Origin of the sequence: Pseudomonas sp. EA_35y_Pfl2_R111 (assembly GCF_963970955.1) — a bacterium.
In the GTDB taxonomy this organism is placed as follows: Bacteria; Pseudomonadota; Gammaproteobacteria; order Pseudomonadales; family Pseudomonadaceae; genus Aquipseudomonas.
In genome coordinates this window covers 243,978-265,130 of sequence record NZ_CAXAOM010000004.1, presented here as the reverse complement: position 1 = coordinate 265,130, position 21,153 = coordinate 243,978, and the positions used below count along the sequence as shown (strand labels likewise).

The following is a 21,153-nucleotide window of genomic DNA, read 5'->3' as shown; positions in this document are numbered from 1 at the left end:
AAGCCGTCCTACTGCACCGGCAGAAAGTTCATAAACAGCAATCCCTGGGCATAGCTCACGCCCATGCGCCGATAGCGCTCATCCAGCACATCGGTGAGCAGATCCAGGCGCGCGACTATCTTGCCGAACTCCACGGCATAGCTGAGGTTATGTCCCTCGGCGGAAATCTCGTTGGACAGCAGCCAGGGCTTACCCCCGGCATCCGTGCGTTGGGCGAGCATCCAACTGGCCTTCTCGAAGTTGCGCGCGGCGTTATGGATAAATTGCGGGTCCAACGTGTCGCTCAGGTAGTACTCAGTGCGCCCGCCATGGGCGGTAATCAGCATGCTGGCCAGCGAATAGATAAATGCCCCCACGCGATCGCCCTGGTACTCGGCGCTCAAGGCATAGCCGAGAGCGGCAACATCGGTACGCCCGCCCAGTTGCGGCAGCGGCTGGTCCAGCTCGATGGCGCGGTGCACTGCACGCTTGGCGGCTTCCACATCAGCCAGACCGGTTTTACGCCACTCGCGCGGGTTGCGCAGGTACAGCTTGTCCATCAACCGGTAGAGGCTATTGAGGTTGTTGCGCATGCCCAGGGTGGCCATGCGATCGGCATGGCTCTGGAAGAACTCGGTGGGTTTGATCGGGCTGCGGTTGCTGATGATGCTCTGATGATCCTGGCGGGTTGAGCAGCCGCTGACGGCCAGCAACAGCACAACCAGCACCAGCGGGCGAATCGCCACAGCACTGCCGCCCGACCAGGCGGGGCCAGTTTTCAGCCATGGCAAACGCTGCACAGTACTCATCAGAGGAGGTCGTCCGCTGCGGTGTAATGGGGTAACGCTAGCAACAAAATCCAGATTGGCCAGTTTTCCTACTCAAAGACATGACTTTGAACACAATCAAACACCTAGCCGCATAAGCTCAGGTGGACTGCCAACAGACCACGTCATGCGTAAAAGGTTGGTAACCGCTTATCAGTGCATCGTCAAAAGACCCGTCGTAGAGCGTTTTAAACGGTATGATCCGCAGCTTTTTTGGCTGCCGAGAGTCTCATGCTGCGTTTGTTTGTCCTGTTGTGCCTGCTCTTTACCCTGCCCGCCCTCGCCGATGCCCCGCAAACATTTAGCGCCGCCAAGAAAATCGCTTGGCGGCTATATGCCGACCGCCCCAACACCTTCTATTGCCAATGCGCGTACAGCGGCAACCGGGTCGACCTCGGCAGCTGCGGTTACAGCCCACGTAAACAGCGGCGCCGTGCTCAGCGCCTGGAATGGGAGCATGTGGTGCCGGCCTGGGTGATCGGTCATCAGCGCCAGTGCTGGCAGAACGGCGGCCGCAAGAACTGCACCCGCACCGACGTCAGTTTCAAGGCTGCCGAAGCCGACCTGCACAATCTGGTGCCGAGCATCGGCGAAGTGAATGGCGACCGCTCCAACTACGCCCTCGGCATGCTCAGCGACACACCCACGCAGTACGGAAGATGCCCGATGGTGGTCAATTTCAAGGCGAAAACGGCCATGCCGCCGGCCCATGCCCGTGGTGCCGCAGCGCGCATCTATTTATATATGGCTGAGCGTTACCAGCTGCGCCTGTCGAAACTCGACCGCCGCACCTACGAAGCCTGGAGTCGCCAATACCCAGTCAGCGAATGGGAACGCTGGCGCAACCAGCAGGTCGGCTGCGTGATGGGCCATGGCAACCCCTATGTCGGCGCCATCGACACCAGCCAATGCAGCCCGCTACGCCGCGCCGGCAACCCGCAACGCAACAGCGGTTAAGCCTTGATCCGAGAACCCTGCGCGCGGTTAATGCCGCTAAACTTCACGCCACGTCAGCCCGAGTAACACCCTATGTCCAGCACTGCCACCCCGAGCGCCACCCACGCCATTACCGAAACCCGCGCCTGGGTTGATCGCGCGGTGATCGGCCTGAACCTCTGCCCGTTCGCCAAGGCAGTGCAGGTCAAAGGACAAGTGCGCTATGTGGTGTGCGCCAGCACTGAACCGGAAGAACTGCTCAGCGCCTTGATCGACGAGCTGCACGCCCTCGCCAACTGTGAGCCAAGCGAAACCGACACCACCCTGCTGATCCACCCCTCAGCTCTTACCGACTTTCTCGACTTCAACGATTTTCTCGCCGTGGTGGATGAGGCCGTCGACGAGCTCGGCTATGCCGGCATCCTGCAAGTGGCCAGCTTCCACCCGCAGTTTCAGTTTGCCGACACCGGCGTAGACGATGTCAGCAACGCTACCAACCGCTCACCCTACCCGACCCTGCATATCCTCCGCGAAGCCAGCATCGACCGCGCCGTAGCCGCCTTCCCTGACCCTGAGGCAATCTTCGAAGCCAACATCCAGACCCTCGAAGACCTCGGCGCAGACGGCTGGGCAGCCCTGCAGGCGCAATGCCGCAAAGACGCACAAAACAACTAAGCCCCCACACGCAGAGCTGGCCGAAAAACCTGACGCGCCTGACCCGCTCAATCCCCCCATACCCATCCGAACGAGACGGCGAATACAGCGCGTCCGACGAATGACAGCCGTTAGCCGCAGTTCATTGCAAGAACCTTGAGAGATTTGCAAGCTGATCAACACAATTAATCGGCGCGACTCAATAAAATCCCACCCTTGCAAAACTGCCACCACTGAGTTGCTGATCGAGCAGGGAACACCTTGCGGTCGAGACAGCAGCCACTCTCAAGATTCTCTCGCTGGTCGAGAAACAGACAAAACAAGGGATAACGCTATGGCTCGGGTTCGTAAACTGGTGCTGGCAATCGCAGCGGCTTCGGCGCTGTCATCCGGCATGGCGCACGCGCTAGGGTTGGGTGAGGTAACGCTGCAGTCACAGCTCAATCAACCACTAGTGGCTGAGATTGAGTTGGTCGAGGGCGGTGACCTGTCGGCCGATGAACTGATACCGCGCCTAGCGTCCCCTGAAGCCTTCAACAAGGCCGGCGTTGATCGTCAGTTCTTCCTGACTGATCTGAAGTTCACCCCAATACTCAAAGCCAACGGCAAGAGTGTTATCCGGGTAACCTCCAACAAACCGATGCGTGAGCCTTACCTAAATTTTCTGGTGGAAGTGCTCTGGCCGAATGGCCGTTTGCAGCGTGAATACACCATGCTGCTGGACCCACCGCTCTATACCGCGCACAGCGTTACCCCTGTGGCAGTACAACCGCCGGCAACGGCCGCTGCTTCTGCGCCACGTACACAGCCATCCGCAGCGCGCCCAACGGCTAGCGCAACTCCGCCGGCAACGACCAGCACTGCTGCCGCCACATCACTGGCAGGTAATGAATACAAAACCACCGCCAATGACAATCTCTGGGACATCGCTAACCGCGCGCGGGCCGGCGGCAGCGTGCACCAGGCCATGCTGGCGATTCAGGAGCTGAACCCGCAGGCCTTTATCGACAACAACATCAACCGCATGAAAAGCGGCCAGGTGCTGCGCCTACCCGATGCACAGCAAATCCAGAGTCGCACGCACAGCGCCGCCATTGCCCAAGTCAACGAGCAGACCGCAGCCTGGCGTGAAAGCCGCAGTGTTGCCGCCAGCGCCCGTCAGCTGGACGCCAGCAAGCGCAGCAACGCAGCCGCTACGCCGGCAAAAATTGAACGCAGTGACAATCTGAAACTGGTTGCGGATGGCAGCGACAAGGGCGGCGCCGGCAGTGACAAAGGCAGTGCAGGTAACAAGGCCCTGCTAGATAAATTGGCGGTGGCCCAGGAAAGCCTCGATTCGACCAATCGTGAAAACGCTGAGCTGAAAAGCCGTATTGCCGATTTGCAGAGCCAACTCGACAAACTGCAGCGTCTGGTCCAATTGAAAAACGATCAGATGGCCAAGCTACAGGCTTACTTGGCCGCGCAAAGCCAGGCTCCCGCTGTAACCCCTGATGTAGCAGAGGCTACAGCGGGCAATCAAGCGCCCTCCATTCCTTAACGGATCATTGTCCGAGGTGGTTAGCTGCTAGCCGGCGTGCACTTGGCCTGCGCAGCTTCGGGGGTGAGGTTGCGCACTGAGGTGTAGAAAAGCTCGCAGGTTTGCAGCTTTTCCGTGACCTGCCATTTCTCGCTGCAGGCGCTCAGTACCGGGCTCGCGTCCTGACTGGGCTGTTCGCCCATACTGGCCTGCCAGCAGGCGGCGCTGAGATCCTGTCCCATAACCTTAATGCCAGCCGCATCGGCTTTCTGCTGATCACCGTCATAGTTTTCCGGGTCAGCGGCGTACCAGATGTAACTAGGGTGGTTGGCACCGAGCACAGCCACCTGCTGCCCAGGAGCCGGGCTGATCTGCGCAAGCCCGAGCACATCGAGAGAAACCCCGTACTGCTGCTTAACCCAGCTGCGCACGGGGCTGCCAAAGGCCACCATGGGCAGCGCCTGCCCACCTTCGCCTGCAGTCAACTGCATAACCATCTGCGTCTGATAGGCATTGAAATAGCTGTACACACCCTCAAGCGCGCTACCGGCGTTGGCAGGCGCAGCAATCGGCGCGATGTCGATAATGGTTTGGAAGGCCGGCGTCTGCGCCCCACTGATGCCGTTCTCGGTCAGCAGATCAGCCCAGCGGTTGGTGGTGCTCGACTCGAGATAGTCCTGCGCCTGGGTCAACGAGTAATCCGGCGGGAAGTGCAGTAATTCAACGCTCTTGCGGTTATCCAGGGCCATGCCCAGCGGCAAGAACAACGACCAGTTGTATTGCCACTTGCCATCTTTGTTGAGCAATTTGGCACCACTGTAGGCCAGCTCGCCAGTCTTCAGCAGTTGTTCGAGCGGCTTACCGTAGCCGTCAGGCACTTCGCTGAATTTGGCGTAGAGCTCTTGCTCCTCGCGGTGCACGGTCACCGTGGCCTTGGCATAACCATCGCGTTGCAAGCTCTGGCGCAGGTAGTGCTCGGCAGTCTGCTCCAGCGACCAATTGCGATAGCAGATCACATTGCAGTTATTGGGATAGGCAAACAAACGAGTGACGCGCTCGGTACTGCCCAGCTTAACCGTGACATCAGCGGCTTGGGCATGACAGGCCAACAGCCCGGCGACTGCGGCGAGCATAAATCCTTTGCGGCTCAGCATAAGTGACTCCTTGATTGAGAGGGACCTTCTCCGGCTTCAGGCCTAAGGCTGAAGTAAAGAAGCAAAGACGGCGGAATGAATTATTTTTTGATCCACCAGCCTGCCGATACTGCCAAATATCCCGTTCTCCAGCACAGCTGAGCTGACTTTTGCTAGCACCCCTTCTGCAGCCTGGCATCAACAGACGGTGCAGTTTCGGTCTATCTGCACTGCTATTGACCAGACCAGGCCGCCGCCCTGTTTTACACAGGCTTTACATTGCACCCTGCAATGCCACGCAACAGGCAGTGTCGAAACGAATAAGCCGGGAAAGACCGGTTTGCAGAGGAGTTTCGATCATGCTGTCGCGTATTCCCCTTATCACCGGCCTGGTGGCCAGTCTGGCGCTGTTTGCCCAGGCCCCGGCTCAGGCCTCCAACCGTGACGCCGCGATTGCCGGAGCCGTAGTGGGCGCGGTGATTGGCGGCGTTATCGTCAGCCAAAGCCGCCCCGTGCAGGTCTACGCCCCGCCGCCGCGCGAGTACTACCCGCCGCCACCGGCCTATTACCCGCCACAACGGGTGTACTACGAACGTCAACCGGTCTACTACCAACCCGCCCCGGTGTATTACGTTCAGGAACGCCCGCGCCACAAACGCTGGCATGGCCACAAACACCGTAGGCACGACGGGCATAGACATGGTCATGGCTACCGCAGGTAAATAAAAAGCCCCGCAATTGCGGGGCTTTTTCTAGGGGTCAGCAATGTGCGGCCGGCCTACTCCGTACGGAAGCGCACCACCAGCTGTTTCAACTCACTGCTCAGGCCACTTTGCTCCTGGGCATAGCTCTCCACCTCGGAGGCCTGAACAGATATCTGGGTTACCGCGTCGTTGATGGCGACAATGTTCTGGTTGATTTCCTCGGTCACCAGATGCTGTTCCTCAGTCGCTGTGGCGATCTGCATGGTCATGTCACGGATCATTTGCACCTTGCCCTCAATGCTTTCGAAGGCAGCCATAACCTCCTCGGACAGATCGATGGCCTTACCCGACTCGACCAGGCTCTGGTCCATGCTCACCGTCACTTCCTTGATGCGGTTGACCAGCAGGTTGAGGATATTATTGATCTGCTCGGTGGAGTCCTGGGTGCGCTTGGCCAGGTTGCGCACCTCATCGGCCACCACCGCAAAGCCGCGTCCCTGTTCACCCGCGCGTGCCGCTTCGATGGCGGCGTTCAAGGCCAGCAAGTTGGTCTGTTCGGCGATCTGCTGAATGGTCGAGAGAATGTTATTGATATTGACCGTTTCCTTCTCCAACTCCTGAATCACCTTGCTGGAGTTCTGGATGCTGGTGCCGAGCTTGTTGACCCCGGACGTACTACGGCCAATCACCTCCTTGCCGTTGCGCGTGGCCACCAGCCCCTGCTCCGACACATCGGCGGTCTGCACGCAGGTCTTGGCCACCTCGTTGGCCGCCGACGACATCTCGGTCACAGCCGTGACGATCTGCTCTACCGAACTCAATTGGCGCTGCAGCGTGGCGGACATGGCCGTGGTGCGTTTATTGGTCTCGCTGGAAACCCCATCCATGCTGATGGCGTTCTCCTTGATCACCTTGATCATGCCCTGGATCGAGGCAATAAATTGATTGAACCACTTGGCCAACTCGCCGGTTTCATCCTTGCTGAGCAAGTCCAGCCGCCGAGTCAGATCACCTTCACCCTGAGCGATGGTGCGCAGCCCCTCCTTCACCAAATTGATCGGATTAACGATCCGGTTGGCGATAATCACCCCAGCCGCGCCGAATACCAGCACCAGCACGATGCAGACAATCAGGGTGATCCAGGTCAGCTCACGGGCGCTCGCGTAAATCTCGTCCGCCTGCTTGAAGCCGACAAACTTCCAGCCCAGCTCAGGCGAGGTGTAGACGTTGGCCATATACGCCACCCCGTCGATCTCCACCTCGACCAGGCCGCTCTCGGTTTTGCCGATGACCGCGAAGTGCTCGCCAGGCAGCTCGCTGACCTTCTTGAAGTTGTTATCCGGCTGTAGGCCATCCACCAGCAAGGTACCGCTGCCCTCCGTCAGCATCAGGAAACCGGTCTCACCAAAGCGCACCTTCTGCGCCATATCGGTGAGCGCCTTGAGCGACACGTCTACCGCGACTACCCCGGCAAACTGCCCAGCGTTGTCCTTGAAGCCCTTGAGCACCGAGACATACACCGCATCATCCGGCTCCCAGTAATAACCGTCGCGGCGGCCCAAGGTGAAGTTGGCGTCACGACCGATGGGGTACCACTCGCGCGTGCGCGGGTCCCAGTCACCGTAGTCACCGGTGCCCGGCCACTCCACGTAGCCGCCCTTGGTATCGCTCATGTACACGTAACCGAAGGTGGGGTTGTTCTTACCGATGCTGGAGAAGTAATCGAAAATCTGCTTCTCGCGCCCACCGTTGGCAGTGGCCACCTCGCCCGGCTTGCGCGCCTCCCCAAAGTAGGTGGTCAACTCACCGTTCTCGGCATCCTTCACCGCGGGATATTCCGCCAGGGCGGAAACCGTGTAGCCCACCGAATCGAAGAAGGTGGCGAAGCTGTTGTTCACCAGTTTCATATCCAGGCTGCTGGATACTAGGAAGTTCTCTTTGGCCTGCTCCGTGACATTGCGAATCGTCAGCAGCGCCACCACCAGCACCGGAATCAGGGTTGCAACCAGAAAGCTCACCAACAGTTTGGACTTGATACGCATGGGACTTCGCCTTCTCGCTGACCAGTAATACGCTCTATCGGCGCTTGTAGAGAATAGTTAAGGCTGGTGGGCGCGCCAGGCGTAACGGCTCTCAGGCCAACGCGGGTTACCGCCACAGCAGTGGTGATACGGCTTCATGGTCCGGTTTTACGTCGAGTTACTTGATTCGCGGCACTCACCTTCGGGCCAGCCTGCAGCTGTTAATGCGCTGCGCTACGTTTAGGCCTCCTGATGGGATTCGGGAACCGCGTTGCTTACACGATGTGTGGACGGCAAAAACAAAAAAGTAAAAACATCGCGGCTATCGCAGGTAAACAAAAAGTCCCAACAGTTGCGGGGCCTGTAATAGGTATGAGTTGCAGCGACTTGGCCTGTCCAGACACACCGCTGGCCGACACGCCTATAGCGCAGGAGCGCTCCGATTACTCGCCGGTGACAGCCTGACCACTCAGGTAACGACGGGTGAAGTCGGCGGCGGTCATCGGCCGGCCATACAGGTAACCCTGGCCTTCGCCGCAGGCATAGTGCTGCATCAGCCTGGCCTGCTCATGCGTCTCGATCCCCTCGGCAATCACCTCAAGCTGAAACCCCGCTGCCAGCCGGCTGACCGCCTCGACAATGGCCTCATCGCGCAGGCTGCGGTCGGCTCCGCTGACGAAGGATCGGTCGATCTTCAGGCGGCTGACGGGATAATCCTTAAGCATGCTGAGGGAGGCGAACCCGGTGCCGAAATCATCGAAGGCGATCCCCACCCCCAGCGCGCGCAGGTGGCGCAGCGGCTGCATGATGCGTTGCTCGTTGCGCAAAATGGTGTTCTCGGTAATTTCCAGCTCCAGAGCGCTGGCCGGCAGATTGAATTCGGCCAGGATGGCCTCAACCATGTCCGCAAAATCGCGGGCGCGAAACTGCGCCGCGAACAGGTTCACACCGATCCGAAAGTGCCCAATGCCCATGCTGCGCCACTGCGCAGCCTGCCGGCAGGCTGTACGCAGAATCCACTCACCCACGGGGATGGCCAACAGACCAGCTTCCAGCACCGGCAAAAACACCGCTGGCGCAGTAACGCCCTGAGTTGGATGGTTCCAGCGAATCAGCGCCTCGGCCCCACACAACGAACCGTCGGCCAAGTTGACCTGCGGCTGGTAATACATCTCGAATTCCTGACACTCCCAGGCCTGGCGCATCGACGAACTGATCGCGCCCTTGCGAGAAGCCGTTTGGCGCAACTCAGGGTTGAAGATGTTCACCAGATGGCGGCCATCGGACTTGGCCTGGTAGAGCGCCAGGTCGGCATTGCCCAGCAACTGCTCATCACTTTCACCGGTGCCGCAGTGGATCGCCACGCCCACGCTCGCCCCGATGAAAATGGGCTGATCATCAAACTCGATCTGCTCCTCGATGACCCCAATCAGCTCCAGGCCCAAAGCCCGCGCCGACTCCTGATCGGTACTGCCGGTCACAAACACCACAAACTCATCGCCACCGAGCCGGCTGACCATCTGCTCCAGCGGCACCGCTTCGCGCAAGCGCGCCGCCACCACCTGCAACACGAAGTCACCAGCGCTATGCCCCAGGGTATCGTTGACATCCTTGAAGCCATCCAGATCGATCAGCAGCAGGGTGGCCGGTTGTTGCGCGGCCAGCGCCTCCTGGATGCAGCGTTTAAGCCGCGCACGGTTGGCCAGCCCGGTCAGGTAATCGTGTTCCGCCGCATGCTTGAGCTGCTTCTCCAGCTCGGTGCGTGCGGTAATGTCACGGATGATCGCGCCAAAACAGCGCTCACCCTCCTCCTGCCACTGCGACAACGATAACTCGATGGGAAACTGCGAACCGTCGCGCCGCAGCGCATGCACATTGACCGACGAACCAATCAGCCGCGGCGCGCCGCCGCCGGCAACCCGTGCAACCCCGGCTGCATGGTGCCCACGCATCGGGGCAGGGATGATCAGATCCAGCGTCTGGCCGATGGCCTCCTGCGCCGAGTAGCCGAACAGCTTCTCGGCCGCCTCGTTCCAGGAAGTGATCAGGTTGCGGCTGTTGGCGCATATGATGCCGTCGGGTGAAGTGGCCGCAATATGCCGGAAGCGGCTGCGCAACTCATCGCCCTCGCGCGCGAAACAGCGCTGGTCGATGTACTCGCTGAGCAGCGCTGCCAAGTCCCTGAGGATCTGCTCGTCACGCACGGAAAAATCATGCCGCGGTTTCTGGTCGATCACACACAGGCTGCCCAGCGCATGACCGTCGGCCGTTAACAGCGGAAACCCCGCATAAAAGCGAATATTCGGTGCGCCCGTTACCAGCGCATTGGCACTGAAGCGCTCATCGTCATGGGCATCAGCCACGACAAACGCCGTCTGGCCCATGATTGCGTAGGTACAGAAGGACAACTCCCGGCTCGTCTCACAGACATCCAGCCCCACTCGCGCCTTGAAGAACTGATGGTCGCGGTGCACCAGCGACACCAGAGCAATCGGCACATCGAAAATCCGCGCAGCCATCTGCACCACGCGATCAAACTCCCGCTCCGGCGCGGAGCCCATCAGTTCAAGCGCGTCCAGCGCACGTATGCGCGCGCCATCGTTAACCGGGCGTGGGTAATCGCTCATGTTCAAGGCCTGCGCAGGGAATGCCTTCACTCTAGTGTAAAAATCCCCCCGTGGCGCCCATTGCCAGGTTCAGGCTGGCCGCCCAGGCATCACGCGGGCACTGCCACAAGTGCCGGCAGATTAGGGCTTACGGCATGGCGATTACGGTACACCCGCCGCTGATTGATTGGCCCTACTTACTGGTTTCGCCCTTACAGCGAGTTACTTGATTCGCTGCGCTCACCCTTCGGGCCAGCCTTCGGCTGTTACTGCGCTTCGCTACGTTTCGGCCTCCTGACGGGATTCGGGGACCGCGTTGACTGGGCGATTTCTGGATAGCAGAACGAAAGGCAAGAGCAGAACAAAGACCAAAAGCATCGCGGCCATGGGCCGCTCCTACGAGTTCGTAGTCGTAACCTGTAGGGCGGGTGAAACCCGCCATGCTTTTTGCTTTTCAACCAGCGATTTCACAGACGACGCCAAACGCCCCATCAGAAGGCCGAGTGGAGTCGTTGTGGAAGGGAGCGAGCCGCATGGATGCGGCGAGAGGCGTAAAGGGCCAGGGACGGCCCTTGTACGCCGGTCCCTGGAACAATGATGGAGCGAGGGAACCCGACGAAGTCGGGCCGGATGCAAGGGGCAAGACCTCTTGGTTACTTCTGGGGCGTTTGCCAGAAGTGACCCGCCGTAAGGGCGGAACCGTTAGTAGCAACTACACATAAGCGGCGGACACACACCAAGACCAAAAGCCAATGCGCAAACTATGGCGCATTGCCACCCATTAGCAGTAAGGTCGAGCCAACCTCATTCAAGGAAGAAGCATGGCCGCCAAACCAAGCCCCGCTCGGCAACAAAAGCACCTAGCCGTGCTGATCGATGCCGACAACGCCTCCGCTGCAATCGTTGAAGGCCTGTTCGAGGAAATCGCCAAATACGGCGTCGCCAGCGTCAAACGCATCTACGGCGACTGGACCGGCCCGCAACTGGGCGGCTGGAAAAAGGTACTGCTGGAACACTCGATTCAACCCATGCAGCAGTTCGCCTACACCACCGGCAAAAACGCCACCGACAGCTCACTGATCATCGACGCCATGGACCTGCTCTATACCCGGCGCTTTGATGGTTTTTGCCTGGTCTCCAGCGACAGCGACTTCACCCGCCTGGCCGCACGCCTGCGTGAAGAAGGGCTGGAAGTAATCGGCTTTGGCGAACAGAAAACACCTAAACCCTTCGTGTCCGCCTGCGACAAATTTATCTACACCGAACTGCTGCGCAACGACGCCGAACCCGCAGAGCCGGAAAGCCCTGCCAATGGCGCGTCAGCAACTACGCAAACGCCAGCCGCCACGCTGGAAACCAAACCTGCTGCGCAGCCTGCACCGGCCAAGGTCAAACCGCAGAAGGTGCCGGTGGATTTTATTGCCAAGGTAATTGAGGACATTTCGGATGAGGATGGCTGGTGCCTACTCGCAGTACTCGGCTCCAATATCAGCAAACTGCGCTCGGACTTTGACTCACGCATGTATGGCTTCAAAAAGCTAAGTGAGTTGATAAAAGCGCAGAACGGAAGATTTGAACTGCAAATGCAGGGTTCCACCGCTACAGGTGGCCAGGCGCTTGCGGTACGAAACAAAAAATCGAACAAATAAAACGCGCTAAGTGTACGAGCAAGATTGGAGCTAACGGCATGACTAACTTTCAACCTATCCGTCACACTCTAAATTTTAGAGAGAATGACTTGAAAACAATCTGAAGCACACAATAGATACATCAAAAAAACAACACTCTGGAATGGACTCAAATGAAGAATACAACGCCAAAACCTAGCAGCATCTCTGACTTCCAAAAATACTTCGCCACCTTGTACTCTGAAAAAAACAAAACTCGAGATATTGGCTATTTATTCTCATATTTATTTAGAAACATCTCATATCTATCTCGATCAGCTAACGACGAATCCCACAGCACAAAATATTACTTAAAATCAATATCATGGCTTTTCGCCATAAGCAACAATCTAAACATAGATATTGACACAGCCATTAAAAAGAAATTTCCTGGCGTATGTCCTTATTGCATTGTTTGCCCATGCTCGTGCTTTCAAACAGGCAAAAAACCTGCAGCACATACCCAAGAGTGGACGACCCAAGAAGCTCTACAAAATAAATATCTATCAATAATAAACAGCAATCCACATTCAACAATTGATAAAACAATTGATAAAATAAACGAAATATATCCAGCAAACAGACACATATGGGTGACTATTGGGCCAGTGTTCCACTTCTCAAAGATACTTGAGGAGCTTGGTGAGATACATGAGGCCTACACTGGATTCTGCAAAGGCAACCGATCTAAAGAAAACATCGCTGAAGAATTAGCTGACGTATTAGCATGGATGTTATCTGCTTGGTCTATGCTCTCATCAAAAAACTTATCAACCGAACTCATAACTTACTACTATGAAGGCTGCCCAGTCTGCAAGTTGGAAAGCTGCATCTGTGAAGACTATTCAAGCAGAGGACAAAGACTAGTAAAACTGGAAGAACTTGAGGAGTTCAACCGCGCTCTCAACGAACTCCTACAGCTCGCACCGCAAAAAGCAAATGAAATAACACAAATCATAAATTCAATAAATACAGTAATTGAAAAACCAGAAACAACTTCTGCAAAACGAGTAATCAACCAGGGGATTGACGTAATAGAAAAGATAGACTCTACTCTTGGAAAAGCTGAAGGTATCGGTGAGAAAATATCATCTATAGCTAAGAAACTTACATCCCTAGCAAGCAGTTTTGAGTGGCTTAGTTAGCACTACACGCATTAGCTATGCGCCAAACCAACACAACTGCAAAGTACAAGTTTAAAGGCCCGTCATTCGACGGGCCTTTAAACTCTCTCACCGTATAAACGCAACGCTAATCAAGCAACCTCAGCCGCCCTACTCTTCTCCAACTTCCTCCCCTGATACTCCCTCGCCGCCTGATGAAACGCCCCCAACAGCGCGTTGTAATCCGCCTTCTCCCAATAGCGATACTCGGGATGCCACTGCACGCCAACTGCAAACGCCTTGGCGCCAATCACACTGACGGCCTCAATCTGCCCATCCTCGGCCACGGCTTCAACCTGCAAGCCCTCGCCGAGACGATCAACCCCCTGACCGTGCAACGAGTTGACCTTGATCTGCCGCTCGCCGAACAGCGAATGCAGCACACCGCCCTCAGTCAGGGCCACGTTGTGCATCGGGCCGTAGGCCACGTCGTCCGGTACGTCCTTCACCTCACGGTGATCAAGACGGCCTGCAACTTCATGCACTTCACGGTGCAGGGTGCCGCCGAACAATACGTTCATTTCCTGCATGCCCCGGCAGATGCCGAGGAAGGGAATGCCGCGATCAATACAGGCGCGCAGCAGGCGCAACACGGTTTCATCACGGGGTTTGTCGGCCAGGCCCAGACCAGGATGGTCGTCGCCATAGAAGCTCGGGTGCACGTTGGAAAGTGAGCCGCCGAACATGATGCCGCTGACGCTATCCAGCACCGTGTCCATGTCCAGATCATCGCCGAAGGCCGGGATCATCAGCGGGAAGGCACCGTAGCCGGTGACGGCGTGGATGTACTTCTCGCCGACCAGGTGAAACCAGCCGATATCACGGCTGGTCAGCTGCCAACGGCACAGGGGTAGGCCAATCATGGGTTTATTCATTGCAAGGAGTCCTCTTCTAAGGACCGCCTACGACCGGCTGCGCGTCGGAAAAACTGCGTTGAGAACGGCTTCGAAATGCTCATTTACAACTCGTAAACTCCGCTTTCTCAGCCGTTCTCGCCTGGTTTTTCTCTAGCTCGCTCGCCCGTAAGCTGGCCCTTGTTAATTGAAGTGGGCTGCCCTTGGGAGAGCGGGCTTGCGGGTCAGGAAACCCTGAACCCGCTCACCCAAGGGGTGCCGTAACCTGCGGTCACTGCACCAACGCCGCGCCCGCGCGGCTGGTTTGTTGCTGTTGTAGGAACGGGGGGGGCGCCTAGTCCCATGCCCGCGATTCGGTGGTGGCCTTGATCGCGGGCATGGCCCGCTCCTACGGTCGTCATCCACATCCAAAAAGGGGGCTGATCCTGCGATCAGCCCCCTTGGGTATTACTTAGCCATTACTCGGGAAGGCGAATTGCGCAGCCTCATGGCTGGCGCGTTGCGGCCAGCGCTGGGTGATGGCCTTCTTGCGGGTGTAGAAGCGCACACCGTCCGGGCCGTAGGCGTGCAGGTCACCGAACAGCGAGCGCTTCCAGCCGCCGAAGCTGTGGTAGGCCACTGGTACCGGCAGCGGTACGTTGACGCCGACCATGCCGACTTCAATCTCGTCGCAGAACAGGCGGGCCGACTCACCGTCACGGGTGAAGATGCAGGTGCCGTTGCCATATTCGTGGTCGTTGATCAGCTGCATGGCCGCTTCCAGACTGCCGACACGGACGATGCACAGCACGGGGCCGAAGATTTCATCGGTGTAGATGGTCATCTCCGGGGTCACCTTGTCGAACAGGGTGCCGCCGACGAAGAAGCCGTTTTCGTTGCCGGCCACCACCAGGTTACGACCGTCGACCACCAGGCTTGCGCCCTGGGCCACACCGGCGTCGATATAGCCTTTGACCTTGTCACGCGCCGCGCCGGTAACCAGCGGGCCCATGTCCAGGCCGCAGGAGGTGCCGGCACCGATTTTCAGCGCTTTGATTTGCGGCACGATCTTCTCGACCAGTGCATCGGCGATCTGGTCGCCTACGCACACGGCCACCGAGATGGCCATGCAGCGCTCGCCGCAGGAACCGTAGGCCGCGCCCATCAGTGCGCTGACGGCGTTGTCCAGATCGGCATCAGGCATCAATACGGCGTGGTTTTTCGCGCCGCCCAGGGCCTGTACGCGCTTACCGCGCTTGGTGCCTTCGCTGTAGATGTATTCGGCAATCGGCGTGGAGCCTACAAAGCTCAGGGCTTTGACTTCCGGTGCTTCGATCAGCGCATCCACGGCTTCCTTGTCGCCGTGCACCACGTTGAGCACGCCTTTTGGCAGGCCGGCCTCTTGCAGCAATTGGGCAATGTAGAGGGTGGAGCTTGGGTCACGCTCGGACGGCTTCAAGATAAAGCAGTTACCGCAGACGATGGCCAGCGGGTACATCCACAGCGGCACCATGGCCGGGAAGTTGAACGGGGTGATACCGGCGACTACGCCGATTGGCTGCATGTCGCTCCAGGCGTCGATATTCGGGCCGACGTTGCGGCTGTACTCGCCCTTGAGGATTTCCGGGGCGGCGCAGGCGAATTCGACGTTCTCGATGCCGCGCTTGAGTTCACCGGCGGCGTCTTCCAGGGTTTTGCCGTGCTCTTCGCTGATCAGCTTGGAGATGGTCGCTTCGTGCTGCTCCAGCAACTGCTTGAAGCGGAACATCACCTGGGCGCGCTTGGCTGGCGGGGTGTTGCGCCAGGCCGGGAAGGCGCTCTTGGCCGAGTCGATGGCCAGTTGCATGGTGGCGCGATCGGCCAGGGCGACTTTCTTGGTCGCCGCGCCGGTGGACGGGTTGAACACGGAAGCCGAGCGGCCGGTGCCGGCGGTCAGTTCGCCGTGGATCAGGTGGTTTACGGTGGTCATGGCAATTCCTTAATAACGGATCTTGTTTTTGCAGAAGCCGAACAGCTGGCACCTGCAGGAAAATGGGTGTGTTCCGTAGGGTGGATGACGCTTCACTCATCCACCGGGCTGATCCAATACCGCAATGGTGGATGAAAACAGCGTCATCCACCCTACGGCTCAATCGAGTGCGTTCAGTACATCACCGACGGCGTTGAACACGGAGTCCAGCTGCTCGGGCGTGGTGTTGAAGGTTGGCCCGAACTGCAGTGTGTCGCCGCCGAAGCGCACGTAGAAGCCGGCGTTCCACAGCTTGATGCCGGCCTCGAAGGGACGGATCACCGGGTCACCGTCACGCGGGCTGATCTGGATCGCGCCGGCCAGGCCGCAGTTGCGGATGTCGATGACGTTCTTGCTGCCTTTGAGGCCATGCAGCTTGTCTTCGAAGATCGGCGCCAGGGCGGCGGACTGCTCGATCAGGTTGTCGCGTTTGAGCAGCTCCAGGGTTGCTAGGCCAGCGGCGCAGGCGACCGGGTGGCCCGAGTAGGTGTAGCCGTGGCCAAACTCGACCATGTGCTCGGGAATCGCCTGGTTCATAAAGGTGTTGTAGATCTCGCTGGAGGCGATCACCGCACCCAGTGGAATCGCGCCGTTGGTGATCTGCTTGGCGGTGTTCATCAGGTCCGGAACCACGCCGAAGAATTCGGCACCGGTCCATTTGCCCATGCGGCCGTAAGCGGTGATCACTTCGTCGAAGATCAGCAGGATATTGTGCTGGGTACAGATTTCCCGCAGGCGCTGCAGGTAGCCAACTGGAGGCACGATCACGCCGGCGGAACCGGACATCGGCTCGACGATAACGGCAGCGATGTTGGAGCCGTCGTGCAGTTCGATCAGTTTCAGCAGCTCGTTGGCCAGCTCCACACCGCCGGTGGCTGCCATGCCCTTGGTGTAGGCCAAGTGCGGCTGCAGGGTGTGCGGCAGGTGGTCGGCGTCCATCATCTGGCCGAACATCTTGCGGTTGCCACCGATGCCGCCCAGCGAGGTACCGGCGATGTTTACGCCGTGGTAACCACGGGCGCGGCCGATAAATTTGGTCTTGCTCGGCTGGCCTTTCAGGCGCCAGTAGGCCTTGGCCATCTTCACCGAGGTGTCGGCGCACTCGGAGCCGGAGTCGGTGTAGAACACGTGATCGAGGCCAGCCGGGGTCAGCTCGGTGATTTTCTCGGCCAGCTGATAGGACAGTGGATGGCCGTACTGGAAGCCCGGCGCGTAATCGAGGGTGCCCAGCTGCTTGGCCACGGCGTCCTGAATTTCCTTGCGATTGTGCCCTGCACCGCAGGTCCACAGCCCGGACAGGCTGTCGAAGATGCGCCGGCCTCTGTCGTCGATAAAGTGGTTACCGTCGGCAGCCACGATCAGGCGCGGGTCGCGCTTGAAATTGCGGTTGGCGGAAAACGGCATCCAGTGCGCATCCAGCTTGAGCTGGCTGGCCAGGGACGGGACTTCGGTCTGCGGCATGTTCATGGTGCGGCCTCGCAAGGAAGGGCGGTGTTCTTAGATAGAGAAGCAGTTGCCAGCAAAGGTGCCACGGGCTTAGAGTCAGGAAAACACGACTCTTCTTATCTTTAGTTAAGCGTCTACTAAACAAACAGCAGTAAACAATGAGCAATACGCAATGAGCACCCGCCGCCCCGATCCGCTGGCCCAGGTCAGTGATTTTGATATTCGTCTGCTCAAGCTGTTTCGCAGCGTGGTGGAATGCGGCGGCTTTTCCGCTGCGGAAAGCGCCTTGGGCATCGGCCGCTCGGCAATCAGCCAGCAGATGAGCGACCTCGAACAGCGCCTGGGTTTGCGCCTGTGCCAACGCGGCCGCGCCGGCTTTGCCCTGACCGAGGAAGGTCGCGAGGTCTACCAGAGCACCCAGCAGCTGCTGGCGGCGCTGGAGAGTTTTCGCACCGAGGTCAACGGCCTGCACCAGCACCTGCGCGGCGAGCTGAATATCGGCCTGACCGACAACCTGGTAACGGTGCCGCATATGCGCATCACCAACGCCCTGGCGCGCTTGAAAGAACGCGGCCCGGACGTGCATATCCATATCCGCATGACCCCGCCCAGCGAAGTCGAGCAAGGCGTACTCGACGGCCGCCTGCACATCGGCGTGGTGCCGCAGGTTACGGCGCTGTCCGGGCTGGACTACCAGGCGCTGTATGACGAACGTTCGCTGCTCTACTGCGCGGTCGGCCACCCGCTGTTCTATGTCGATGATCAGCAGCTGGAAGATCAGCGCCTGAACGCTCAGGAAGCCATCGCCCCGACCTTCCGCCTGCCACCCGAGGTGCAGAGCCACTACCAGGCTCTGAACTGCACGGCCAGCGCCTCGGACCGCGAAGGCATGGCGTTTCTGATTCTCACTGGGCGCTATATCGGCTACCTGCCCGACCACTACGCCCAGGCATGGGTGCAGCAGGGCCGCCTGCGCGTACTCAAGCCCGATAGCCGCTTCTATGACATCAGCCTGGCCTCGGTCACCCGTAAAGGCCGCCGACCGCATCTGGTGCTGGAAAGCTTTCTGGAAGCGTTGGCCGAGGCATAGCGACACACCAGGTAACAACTGGCCACGTAACCTTGGACGGCGTCAGGACTCACAAGTCTATGCTCGGTCCAAGCCACGCCAGGCGCGGCTTTGATCCCCTAATTTATGCCGTATCACCACGGAGGCGCTTATGCCTAGCCGTCGTCGCTTTATCCAGGGCAGCGCCAGCCTGCTCGCGCTCGCCGCCACGCCATGGCTGCCGTCCCTGGTGTTGGCCGACCCCAGCCAATTGCTGAAACGCGCCATTCCCAGCAGTGCTGAACTGCTGCCAGTGATCGGCTTGGGCACCTCGCGCACCTTCGATGTCAGCCTCACGGAGGACAGCCTGGAACCGCTGGATTCGGTGATGCGTACCTTTATCAACGGCGGTGCCAGGCTGATCGACACCGCGCCCAGCTATGGCGCTTCCGAGGCAGTTACGGGTGAGTTGCTCAAACGCACCAGCACCCAGGACAAGGCCTTCCTTGCCAGCAAGATTTCCGCCACCGGCCGCGAGCGCGGCATGGCACAGTTCGAAGCCAGCCTGCGCGCACTGCAAACCGACCGGCTCGACCTGGTGCAGGTGCATAACCTGCAGGACACCCGCACCCAACTGGCCTTACTGCGCGAGCTGAAAGCCGAGGGCAAGGTGCGCTACATCGGCATCACCCATTACATCGAATCCGCCCACGACGACCTTCTGGAAGTGCTGGCCAAGGAATCGGTGGATTTCGTCCAATTCAACTATTCGGTGGGTGAGCGCAATGCCGAGAAGCGCCTGCTGCCTTATTGCGCCGACCACGGCATCGCTACGCTGATCAACCGGCCATTCCAACGGGGTCAGTTAATCAGCCGGGTCAAGGGCAAGCCGCTGCCCAGCTGGGCGATAGAGACCGACGCCACAACCTGGGCGCAGTTACTGCTCAAATTTATCCTCGCCAACCCGGCGGTCACGGTGGTGATCCCGGCCACTTCCAACCCGCGCTATATGGCCGACAACCTCAAGGCCGGCATCGGCCGCCTACCGGATGCGGCGCTGCGCGAGAAGATCATCCAGGCGTTCAGCTGAGATGCATGGGCTAGCAGGCTGTTTAAAAACTACCTGCGTTGTCATCGCGGCGTTAAAACCAGGCTCAAATTGCTCATTTACAACTCGTGAACTTCGCATTTTCGCCGTTCTGACCAGCCGGAGGCTGTTACTAACGTTGCGCCTTGCGCTGCCTGCCTCGCCTACGTTTTTCAACGGCCGGCTAGAGGCCAAGCGATGAGCCCGGCGCAGCGCTTGGCCCAGGCGATCAACGCACGGTCTGGCGAATTACTGGCGGCACTGTGCGGGTTTGCCCTGTTCTTCTGCCTGTTCAGCGGTTATTTCATGCTGCGGCCGATTCGCGAGGCCATGGGCATTCGCGGCGGCGTGGAAAACCTGCAATGGCTATTCACCGCGACCTTTCTGTTGATGCTCGCCGCCGTACCGCTATTCGCCTGGCTTAACTCGACGGTGGCGCGGGCGCGCTATATCGATTGGGTGTACGGCTTTTTTATCGTCAACCTGCTGGCCTTCGCCGCACTGTTTCAGCGCAGCGCCGATGACCTCTGGGTGGCGCGGGGGTTTTATGTGTGGATCTCGGTCTACAACCTGTTCGTTGCCTCGGTGGCCTGGAGCCTGATGGCCGATGTGTTCGACAGCGCCCAGGCCAAGCGCCTGTTCGCCTTTATCGCCGCCGGGGCCAGCTGCGGCGGCTTGGCCGGGCCGGCGCTGGGCGCACTGTTGATTGAGCGCCTCGGGCAGAGCGGGCTGATTTTGCTGGCGGCATTGCTGCTGGGCATGGCGATCCTGGCCAAGCAGCAGCTGATGGCCTGGCGCGCGATTGGTGGTGCTGGCCGGCCGGGCGCACCGCCCAGCGAAAACCCGCACCAGCCGGTGCTCGGTAACCCGTTCAGCGGCCTGACCCGCGTGCTCGCCTCGCCCTATCTGCTGGGCATCAGCGCCTTCGTCATCCTGCTGGCCACCGCCAGCACCTTTCTCTACTTCGAGCAGGCGCGCCTGGTGGCGGAGACCTTCCCCGAGCGCAACGAGCAGATCCGCGTGTTCGGCCTGATCGATTTCTGCGTGCAGGCGCTGTCCTTGCTCGCGCAGCTGTTTATCACCGGGCGCATCGCCCAGCGCTTCGGCATCCGCGCCTTGCTCGCCGGGGTGCCGTTGCTGGTCTGTCTGGGTTTTATCGGCCTGGCCCTGGCCCCGACGTTCGCCATGCTCGCGGCGCTGATGATTGTGCGCCGGGTTGGCGAATACGCTTTCGTGCGTCCCGGCCGGGAAATGCTCTTCGCCCCGCTGGATGCCGAGAGCAAGTACAAGGCCAAGAACTTTATCGACACGGTGGTCTACCGCGGCGGCGACGCCGTCAGCGCGTGGGCCAAGGCCCTGCTCGATATGCTCGCCAACGGCGTACTGATTGCCGCGGTGGCGGGCGCTATGTGCGCAGCCGCCTGGGGCGCGCTGGGCTGGTATCTGGGTGGCCGTAGGGAACAGAGCGCAGCACAGACGAACCCTGAGCCGCATGATCGAGGCCCGTAAAGCCTATGTTCAT

General features: G+C 59.2%; 15 protein-coding genes and 2 pseudogenes. 9 read left to right on the top strand and 8 right to left on the bottom strand.

What is annotated here, in order from left to right; all coding sequences use genetic code 11:
* Positions 1-8: 8 nt before the first annotated feature.
* Positions 9-788, bottom strand: a complete 780-nt coding sequence (locus AACY25_RS16705; RefSeq protein WP_339526019.1) for a hypothetical protein — start codon at positions 786-788, stop codon at positions 9-11.
* Between the two features lie 249 nt (positions 789-1,037).
* On the opposite strand from AACY25_RS16705, the gene AACY25_RS16700 reads away from it, so the two are divergent.
* From AACY25_RS16700 to AACY25_RS16690, 3 genes and pseudogenes are all read left to right on the top strand, one after another.
* Complete coding sequence (locus AACY25_RS16700) at positions 1,038-1,763, top strand: endonuclease (RefSeq protein WP_339526017.1); 726 nt, start codon at positions 1,038-1,040, stop codon at positions 1,761-1,763.
* 72 nt (positions 1,764-1,835) lie between these two features.
* Complete coding sequence (locus tag AACY25_RS16695) at positions 1,836-2,417, top strand: DUF1415 domain-containing protein (protein ID WP_339526015.1); 582 nt, start codon at positions 1,836-1,838, stop codon at positions 2,415-2,417.
* Between the two features lie 313 nt (positions 2,418-2,730).
* Positions 2,731-3,927, top strand: a pseudogene (locus AACY25_RS16690) (type IV pilus assembly protein FimV); the annotation flags it as partial.
* A 29-nt stretch (positions 3,928-3,956) separates the two neighbouring features.
* Here AACY25_RS16690 and AACY25_RS16685 read toward each other — a convergent pair.
* Positions 3,957-5,069: a hypothetical protein gene (locus tag AACY25_RS16685; RefSeq protein ID WP_445262159.1), complete on the bottom strand. Its 1,113-nt coding sequence runs from the start codon at positions 5,067-5,069 to the stop codon at positions 3,957-3,959.
* 338 nt (positions 5,070-5,407) lie between these two features.
* Between AACY25_RS16685 and AACY25_RS16680 the strand changes: the two genes are divergently transcribed.
* Positions 5,408-5,770, top strand: coding sequence for a hypothetical protein (locus AACY25_RS16680; RefSeq protein ID WP_339412687.1), 363 nt, complete (start codon positions 5,408-5,410; stop codon positions 5,768-5,770).
* Between the two features lie 56 nt (positions 5,771-5,826).
* On the opposite strand, the gene AACY25_RS21045 is transcribed toward AACY25_RS16680, so the two are convergent.
* The 3 genes and pseudogenes from AACY25_RS21045 to AACY25_RS16670 all read right to left on the bottom strand — a co-directional run bounded on the left by AACY25_RS21045 (position 5,827) and on the right by AACY25_RS16670 (position 10,400).
* A complete protein-coding gene (locus tag AACY25_RS21045) occupies positions 5,827-6,597 on the bottom strand; it encodes a methyl-accepting chemotaxis protein (RefSeq protein WP_445262165.1) in 771 nt (256 codons plus the stop codon).
* A gap of 90 nt (positions 6,598-6,687) precedes the next feature.
* Positions 6,688-7,794: pseudogene (locus AACY25_RS21040) on the bottom strand (cache domain-containing sensor histidine kinase); the annotation flags it as partial.
* A gap of 422 nt (positions 7,795-8,216) precedes the next feature.
* Entirely contained in the window at positions 8,217-10,400 is a 2,184-nt protein-coding gene (locus tag AACY25_RS16670; RefSeq protein WP_339526011.1) for a putative bifunctional diguanylate cyclase/phosphodiesterase, read from the bottom strand.
* Between the two features lie 800 nt (positions 10,401-11,200).
* On the opposite strand from AACY25_RS16670, the gene AACY25_RS16665 reads away from it, so the two are divergent.
* Together AACY25_RS16665 and AACY25_RS16660 are read left to right on the top strand one after the other, a co-directional pair.
* Positions 11,201-12,028, top strand: coding sequence for an NYN domain-containing protein (locus AACY25_RS16665; protein WP_339526010.1), 828 nt, complete (start codon positions 11,201-11,203; stop codon positions 12,026-12,028).
* Positions 12,029-12,180: 152 nt separating this feature from the next.
* Positions 12,181-13,191 (top strand): MazG-like family protein, encoded by a 1,011-nt coding sequence (locus AACY25_RS16660; protein ID WP_339526009.1) that lies wholly within the window; start codon positions 12,181-12,183, stop codon positions 13,189-13,191.
* A gap of 110 nt (positions 13,192-13,301) precedes the next feature.
* Here the strand turns inward: AACY25_RS16660 and AACY25_RS16655 are convergent, their stop codons facing one another.
* The 3 genes from AACY25_RS16655 to AACY25_RS16645 all read right to left on the bottom strand — a co-directional run bounded on the left by AACY25_RS16655 (position 13,302) and on the right by AACY25_RS16645 (position 17,517).
* The gene (locus tag AACY25_RS16655) at positions 13,302-14,084 is read right to left on the bottom strand and encodes a gamma-glutamyl-gamma-aminobutyrate hydrolase family protein (RefSeq protein ID WP_339526008.1); all 783 of its coding nucleotides are present in this window, start codon (positions 14,082-14,084) and stop codon (positions 13,302-13,304) included.
* 430 nt (positions 14,085-14,514) lie between these two features.
* Positions 14,515-16,011 carry a CoA-acylating methylmalonate-semialdehyde dehydrogenase gene (locus tag AACY25_RS16650; protein ID WP_339526007.1) on the bottom strand — a complete coding sequence of 499 codons (1,497 nt, stop codon included), beginning with the start codon at positions 16,009-16,011 and terminating at the stop codon, positions 14,515-14,517.
* A 159-nt stretch (positions 16,012-16,170) separates the two neighbouring features.
* Positions 16,171-17,517 (bottom strand): aspartate aminotransferase family protein, encoded by a 1,347-nt coding sequence (locus AACY25_RS16645; protein ID WP_339526006.1) that lies wholly within the window; start codon positions 17,515-17,517, stop codon positions 16,171-16,173.
* A 151-nt stretch (positions 17,518-17,668) separates the two neighbouring features.
* On the opposite strand from AACY25_RS16645, the gene AACY25_RS16640 reads away from it, so the two are divergent.
* From AACY25_RS16640 to AACY25_RS16630, 3 genes are all read left to right on the top strand, one after another.
* Entirely contained in the window at positions 17,669-18,586 is a 918-nt protein-coding gene (locus AACY25_RS16640) for a LysR family transcriptional regulator (protein WP_339526005.1), read from the top strand.
* Positions 18,587-18,716: 130 nt separating this feature from the next.
* The gene (locus tag AACY25_RS16635; RefSeq protein WP_339526004.1) at positions 18,717-19,634 is read left to right on the top strand and encodes an aldo/keto reductase; all 918 of its coding nucleotides are present in this window, start codon (positions 18,717-18,719) and stop codon (positions 19,632-19,634) included.
* A 195-nt stretch (positions 19,635-19,829) separates the two neighbouring features.
* Positions 19,830-21,140, top strand: coding sequence for an NTP/NDP exchange transporter (locus AACY25_RS16630; RefSeq protein WP_339526002.1), 1,311 nt, complete (start codon positions 19,830-19,832; stop codon positions 21,138-21,140).
* Positions 21,141-21,153: the final 13 nt, after the last annotated feature.